The sequence below is a fragment of the Bradyrhizobium genomosp. I (2014) genome (genome assembly GCF_000261685.1).
Taxonomy (GTDB): domain Bacteria; phylum Pseudomonadota; class Alphaproteobacteria; order Rhizobiales; family Xanthobacteraceae; genus Bradyrhizobium.
In genome coordinates this window covers 1-6,616 of the sequence record NZ_AJQE01000413.1, presented here as the reverse complement: position 1 = coordinate 6,616, position 6,616 = coordinate 1, and the positions used below count along the sequence as shown (strand labels likewise).

Below are 6,616 nucleotides of genomic sequence, written 5' to 3'. Positions count from 1 at the left end.
GCCCGGCGTCGCCGGCACCTGGAAGGATCTCACCGACACGGTGAACCTGATGGCTGCGAACCTGACCGAGCAGGTGCGCGGCATCGTCAAGGTGGTGACCGCGGTGGCCAATGGCGATCTCAAGCAGAACTTGACGATGAAATCGCGCGGCGAGGTCGCCGCTCTCGCCGACACCATCAACAACATGACCGAGACGCTCGCGACCTTCGCCGATCAGGTGACGTCGGTGGCGCGCGAGGTCGGCGTCGAGGGCCGGCTCGGCGGCCAGGCCAACGTGCCCGGCGCCGCCGGCACCTGGAAGGATCTCACCGGCAACGTCAATCTTCTGGCCGCCAACCTCACCTCGCAGGTGCGAGCGATCGCCGAGGTCGCCACCGCCGTGACCAAGGGCGACCTGACGCGGTCGATCCAGGTCGACGCCCGCGGCGAAGTCGCCGAGCTGAAGGACAACATCAACACAATGATCACGAACCTCCGTCTCACGACGGACGTGAACACCGAGCAGGACTGGCTGAAGACCAACCTCGCCAAATTCACCAACATGCTCCAGGGCCAGCGCGACCTCACCACCGTCGGCCGGCTTCTGCTCACCGAACTTTCGCCGCTGGTGAACGCCCATACCGGCGTGATCTACCAGGTCGAGAACGAGGACAATTCCCAGCTGCTGCTGCTGGCGTCCTACGCCAGCGACGGCATCTATCCCTATCAGCGAGTGCTCCAGTTCGGCGAAGGCCTGATCGGCCAGTGCGCCATCGACAAGCGGCCGCGCCTGATCGCGGATATTCCCACCGAAGTGGTGCCGATCAATTCGGCGCTGTTCCGCGTCGCCCCGAAGAACCTCGTGGTGCTGCCGGTGCTGTTCGAAGCTCAGGTCAAGGCCGTGATCGAGCTCGCTTCGCTCACCTCCTTCACGACGTCGCAAATGACATTCCTCGAGCAGCTCACCGACTCCATCGGCATCGTGCTCAACTCGATCGAGGCGACGATGCAGACCGAAGGCCTGCTCAAGCAGTCGCAGCAGCTCGCCGGCGAGTTGCAGACCCAGCAGCGCGAATTGCAGCAGACCAACGACCAGCTCGAACAGAAGGCGCAGCAGCTCGCCGAGCGCAACGTCGAGGTGGAACGCAAGAACCAGGAGATCGAGCAGGCCCGCCGCGCGCTCGAGGAGAAGGCGACCGAGCTTGCGCTGACCTCGAAATACAAGTCCGAATTCCTTGCCAATATGAGCCACGAGCTGCGAACGCCGCTGAATTCGATCCTGATCCTGGGACAGCAGCTCACCGACAACCCGGACGGCAACCTCTCGGCCAAGCAGGTCGAATTCGCCCGCACCATCCACGGTGCCGGCACCGACCTGCTCAATCTCATCAGCGACATTCTCGATCTCTCCAAGATCGAGTCCGGCACGGTGACGGTCGACGCCGAGGAAATCCTGACCGCGAACCTGCTCGAGACCGTCGGCCGGCCGTTCCGGCACGAGGCGGACAACCGTAACCTGTCGTTCAAGATCGACGTCGATCCAAATCTGCCACGCAGCATCGTCACCGACTCCAAGCGCCTGCAACAGGTCCTGAAGAACCTGCTCTCCAACGCCTTCAAGTTCACCGCCGAAGGCGAAGTGCGCCTGAAGGTCGCCGGCGCGATCGGCGGCTGGGGGACCGACCACCCGGTGCTGAACTCCGCGCCGGCCGTGATCGCGTTCGAGGTGTCCGATACCGGCATCGGCATTCCCCTGGAGAAGCAGAAGCTGATCTTCGAGGCGTTCCAGCAGGCCGACGCCGGCACCAGCCGGAAATACGGGGGCACCGGACTTGGACTCGCGATCAGCCGCGAGCTCGCAAGCCTGCTCGGAGGCGAGATCCATCTGCGCAGCGCGCCGGGCAAGGGCTCGTCCTTCACGCTCTATCTGCCCTTGAAATATTCCGGCCCGACGCTCGCGCCGCGGGCCGCGCCGGCGCCGCAGCAATACAGCCAGCCGCCTGCGCTGCAGCCGGCCGCGCCCGAGCAGCAGCGCGTCATCGAGCAGCTTCCCGACGACCGGTTGAACCTGGAGCCCGGCGACAGCATCCTCCTGATCGTCGAGGACGACCCGCATTACGCGCGTGTGCTGGTCGACCTCGCGCGCGACAAGGGCTTCAAGGTCCTGGTCGCCGCGCGGGGCGCGGAGGCGCTGGAGCTCGCCAAGCAGTACCAGCCGAGGGCGGTCTCGCTCGACGTGTTCCTGCCTGACATGCTCGGCTGGACCGTGCTGAGCCAGCTCAAGCACAATCCGTTGACCCGCCACATTCCCGTGCAGATCATCACGCTCGACGAGGACCGCCAGCATGCGCTGGCGCGTGGCGCCTTCTCGTTCGTCAACAAGCCGACGACAACCGAAGGCGTCTCGGCCGCGCTGACGCAGATCAAGGAATATGCGCGACCGAGACGCAAGCGGCTCTTGATCGTAGAGGACAACGAGGCCGAGCAGCTTTCGATCCGCGAACTGCTGCACCACGACGACATCGAGATCGTGATGACGGCCACCGGCGCGGAGGCACTTTCGACGCTGCGCGAGCAACAGTGTGATTGCGTGGTGCTCGACCTGCGGCTGCCCGACATGAGCGGCTTCGAGGTGCTGGACCAGATCCGCAACGACGAGGGACTGTCGAACATTCCGGTCGTGGTCTTCACCGGCCGCGAGCTTTCGGCGGAGGAGGACGCGGAACTCCACACCATGGCACGCAGCATCGTTGTCAAGGGCGTGGAATCGCCGGAACGCCTGCTCGACGAGACCGCGCTGTTCCTGCACCGCGTGATCACGGAGCTGCCGATCGAGAAGCAGCGCATGCTGGAGAAGCTGAACAGTTCCGACGAGGACTTGATCGGCAAGACCGCCCTGCTCGTCGACGACGACGCCCGCAACATCTTCGCCCTGTCGAGCGTGCTGGAACGACGCGGCATGAAAGTGCTGACGGCGACGACCGGCAGCGAGGCGGTGACGCTGGTCGAATCCAATCCGGAGATCGCGATCGTGCTGATGGACATCATGATGCCGCAGATGGATGGCTATCAGACCATCGGCGTGATCCGCGAGAACCCGGCCTTCGCTCGTCTCCCGATCATCGCGCTGACCGCCAAGGCGATGAAGGGCGACAGGGAGAAATGCCTCGAAGCCGGCGCGTCCGATTACCTCGCCAAGCCTGTCAACACCGACCAATTGCTGCTTGCGATCCGCATGTGGCTGCATCGCTGAGTTGGGCCCGCGAATGGACCAGGAAAAGGTCAACATCCTGCTCGTCGACGATCAGCCGGCCAAGCTGCTCGCCTATGAGGTGATCCTGAAGGATCTCGGCGAGAACCTCGTGATCGCCTCCTCGGGGCGCGAGGCGCTCGAGGTGCTGCTCAAGACCGAGATCGCGGTGATCCTGGTCGACGTCTGCATGCCCGAACTCGACGGCTTCGAGCTCGCCGCGATGATCCGCGAGCATCCGCGTTTCCAGAAGACCGCGATGATCTTCATCTCGGCCATCCAGGTCAGCGATATCGACCGGTTGCGCGGCTACGAGATGGGCGCGGTGGACTACGTGCCGGTGCCGGTCGTGCCGGAGGTGCTGCGCGCCAAGATCAAGGTGTTCGCCGAACTCTACCGCAAGACGCGCGAGCTCGAACGGCTGAACCACGAGCTCGAGGACCGCGTCCGCGCGCGCACTGCGGAACTCGAGAGCTCCACCGCGAAGCTGCGCGAGAGCGAGCAGCGGCGCAGTATGGCGATCGCTGCCGGCAAGATGGGTTCCTGGGACTGGGACTGGATCAGCGGCGATTGGATGTGGGACGAGGGGCAATACCGCATCTTCGGCGTCGGCCCGGGGAGCTTCGAGGTCAATCCGGCCAACGTTCAGGCGCTGTTGCATCCTGACGACGTCGATCAGTTGCGCAAGGCGGTCGCCGAATTCAACAAGGGCACGCGTGCCTATGAAACCGAGTTCCGCATCGTGCGGCCCGACGGCGAGGTGCGCTGGTGCGTCGGCACGGCGGCGGCAACGGTCGACAGAAGCGGGCGCGTGGTGCGCGTCAGCGGCGTCACCGTCGATATCACCGAACGCAAGCGGGCGGAGGAGCGGCAGAATCTCCTGGCGCGGGAAGTCGATCATCGCGCCAAGAATGCGCTGGCGCTGGCGCAGTCGATCGTGCGGCTCACCCGGGCCGACGAGGTCAAGGCCTATGTCAATGCCGTCGAGGGACGCATCAATGCACTGGCGCGCGTGCACACCATCCTGTCGCTGTCGAGCTGGCAGGGCGCCGAGCTCTCCAAGCTGATCGACGAGGAGCTTGCGCCCTATTCGCTCGGCGACCAGATCCGATTAGCGGGTCCCGAAGTTCAGTTGCTGCCGGCAACGGCCCAGACGCTGGCGCTGGCGCTGCACGAGCTCTTCACCAACTCGGCCAAGTACGGCGCGCTCTCGACTCGATCGGGACGGCTCGCGATCGATTGGCGGGTCGAGGACGGGCTGCTCACGCTGAGCTGGGAGGAATCCGGCGGTCCGCTGGTCATGACCCCGAAGTCGCGCGGCTTCGGCACGCGGAGCCTGCTTGCGAGCATTGAATCCCAGCTTGGCGGACAGGCGCAATTCGATTGGCGCGCCGAGGGCCTGTTGTGCCGCCTGGAGGTGCCGTTGACGCGCAAGGCGTCGACGACCGCACTCGGCAAGTTCGACAGTGGTGGCTCCGCCGAGTTGCAGCGCGCTTCCGGTTAACCGGACACCGCGCTCGTCGTGCGCGAGGCAATCCGCGGATCGCGCGCGACCCGCCCTTCCAGCCAGGCTTCCGTTCGGGCGAGATCGCGCAGCGCCCTTGCGTAGCGGCGTGCCGCGCTTCGCTCTGCTCCGCTAGGCAGCCTGCGGGCCTTGCGCAGGATGTCTGCGGCCGCGTTGCGATAGGCCAGCGAGCGGTAAAGAAAGACGACCTTACCCATGTCGATGTTCCCGTTCTGATGGCCCTCATCCTCGCAAGCCCGGCATGAACGCCGGATGAAGCGGGCGATGACAATTATTTCAACCAAATGGAACCAGGGAATTGCTCGGGCGTTGGCATGCCAGTTCGGGATGCACTCCCATGCGCACGAAGAAGTCGTCTGAGCTGATCTCTGCCAGCGGCCTAGTCAAGCTGATGACGCATGCAATGATGGGCGCAGCCCTCGGCCTCACCTTCGGCCTCACGCTCGTCCTGTCCAATCCAGCCGTGGCCAACCTGCTGAATAACGGCGGAAGCCAGGCCGTTCTGGTTTTCGCTCTCACCTTGGTGACGACGTTCGCGGTCGGCGCGACGCTCACCGGCGTCGTGTTCATCATTGATGAGGACAAGAAATCTTGAAGCGTACGTCTCTCGCGGGAGATGCTTTGTCGGGAACTCCTGCGGCGAATGGCGGTTGGCTGCCTGCGTCAAATTAACTCAGGGAGTTTCCCGCATGAAGACGACCAAGCTCGCTCTCGCCGTAATGTTGGCAACCGGCCTCGCCGCCGCGCCGTTCGCCGTGCAGGCCAAGTCGCATAAGGCCAAGCATGGATCCTCGATGTCATCGTCGCAGACCACCGGCGCGAATACAAAATCTTCCAAGGGCGCTGATCCTTCCGGCCAAGGCGGCTCTGGCGCCGGCTCCGATCAGGGCGGCACCATGATGAACAAAGGCGGCATGACCCATACCAAATAGGCTACCCCCTGGAATCCATGAGGGCTCCGCATCGCGGGGCCCTTTGCCTTGTGCTCGACACTCCAAGCCGTCAGCATCGGACGTCCACCAGCGCCGGCACTCACGCTGCGCGCACATTCAGTGGCGCCCGATCGCACGCGGGGGGTTGCCGACTGTCTTCGCGGGACGAAGGCGCACCCGGTTACGCACGTCGGGCAGTAGATCGCTGCCGCCAGCCGCCCTCCATTCGCCGATCAGGAGGTTGATTCTCCGGCGCAGATCCATCTGCACCAGGGCCTTCTCCGTGCAGTTGCAGTCGCGCTCGACGAGGTCGCGCACCGACGCTTCGACGTCGGCCATTTCGAGCCTCAAGGCCCTGATTTTACGTCGGATTTCATTAATTCTGTTGTCCATGGCTTGTTAGAACAAAATAAGAACATATAGTCAAGTCACGATTTCAGAACGGAGAAGCCGGATGCAGGTTCAAGGGAAATACGACGCCAGGGTTTTTCTGAGCGAGCAGATGACGCGGGCGCAGGGCCTCAGGCTGAAACGGCTGAGCGAAGAAGCCTATCAACCCGCTCAATATGCGCGGGGCCTGTCCTTCAGCGAAGCCGCACGGCGCATCCAGGCGCTGGAAGCGGAGATCGAGCTGGCGAATTCCTTCTAACAGGCTGCATCGCGCGTCCGGAACGTTGCGTGCACGCGCCGCCCGGAACCTTGGCCGTGCCGAATGGTTTTCTTCGGCCAAGGGAGAACATGCATGGCACGCAAGGCAAAGAAGCGCCGCTACTCACGCAGCGCGGGTAGCGATGTCGAAAGCGAGATGCGGCGCTACAAGAAGGGGACCGCGAAGAGCGGGCGCGGGGGGCGCGGCGGACGCGTGAAGAGCCGCAAGCAGGCGATCGCGATCGGACTGTCGAAGGCGCGCAAGAAGGGCAAGAAGGTCCC

The 6,616-nt window shown here is 64.1% G+C and carries 8 protein-coding genes; 6 read left to right on the top strand and 2 right to left on the bottom strand.

Annotated elements, in window-relative coordinates:
• Positions 1-3,232: response regulator (locus IC50_RS35955; protein WP_035716227.1), on the top strand; the 3,232-nt coding region annotated here is incomplete at its 5' end.
• A gap of 13 nt (positions 3,233-3,245) precedes the next feature.
• Positions 3,246-4,733, top strand: coding sequence for an HWE histidine kinase domain-containing protein (locus tag IC50_RS35950; RefSeq protein ID WP_035716224.1), 1,488 nt, complete (start codon positions 3,246-3,248; stop codon positions 4,731-4,733).
• Here the strand turns inward: IC50_RS35950 and IC50_RS35945 are convergent.
• Positions 4,730-4,951 carry a hypothetical protein gene (locus IC50_RS35945; protein ID WP_035716222.1) on the bottom strand — a complete coding sequence of 74 codons (222 nt, stop codon included), beginning with the start codon at positions 4,949-4,951 and terminating at the stop codon, positions 4,730-4,732. The two genes, IC50_RS35950 and IC50_RS35945, sit on opposite strands and share 4 nt — an antisense overlap.
• Positions 4,952-5,091: 140 nt before the next feature.
• On the opposite strand from IC50_RS35945, the gene IC50_RS35940 reads away from it, so the two are divergent.
• Positions 5,092-5,349, top strand: coding sequence for a hypothetical protein (locus tag IC50_RS35940; protein ID WP_035716219.1), 258 nt, complete (start codon positions 5,092-5,094; stop codon positions 5,347-5,349).
• 94 nt (positions 5,350-5,443) lie between these two features.
• Entirely contained in the window at positions 5,444-5,686 is a 243-nt protein-coding gene (locus IC50_RS35935; protein ID WP_035716215.1) for a hypothetical protein, read from the top strand.
• A 117-nt stretch (positions 5,687-5,803) separates the two neighbouring features.
• On the opposite strand, the gene IC50_RS35930 is transcribed toward IC50_RS35935, so the two are convergent.
• Positions 5,804-6,025, bottom strand: coding sequence for a hypothetical protein (locus tag IC50_RS35930; RefSeq protein WP_035716211.1), 222 nt, complete (start codon positions 6,023-6,025; stop codon positions 5,804-5,806).
• Between the two features lie 115 nt (positions 6,026-6,140).
• Here IC50_RS35930 and IC50_RS35925 point away from each other — a divergent pair, with 115 nt between their 5' ends.
• Positions 6,141-6,335 (top strand): DUF3072 domain-containing protein, encoded by a 195-nt coding sequence (locus IC50_RS35925; protein WP_035716209.1) that lies wholly within the window; start codon positions 6,141-6,143, stop codon positions 6,333-6,335.
• Between the two features lie 93 nt (positions 6,336-6,428).
• Positions 6,429-6,616, top strand: a 188-nt coding sequence (locus IC50_RS35920) for a DUF6496 domain-containing protein (protein ID WP_035716207.1), incomplete at its 3' end; no start/stop codon positions are given.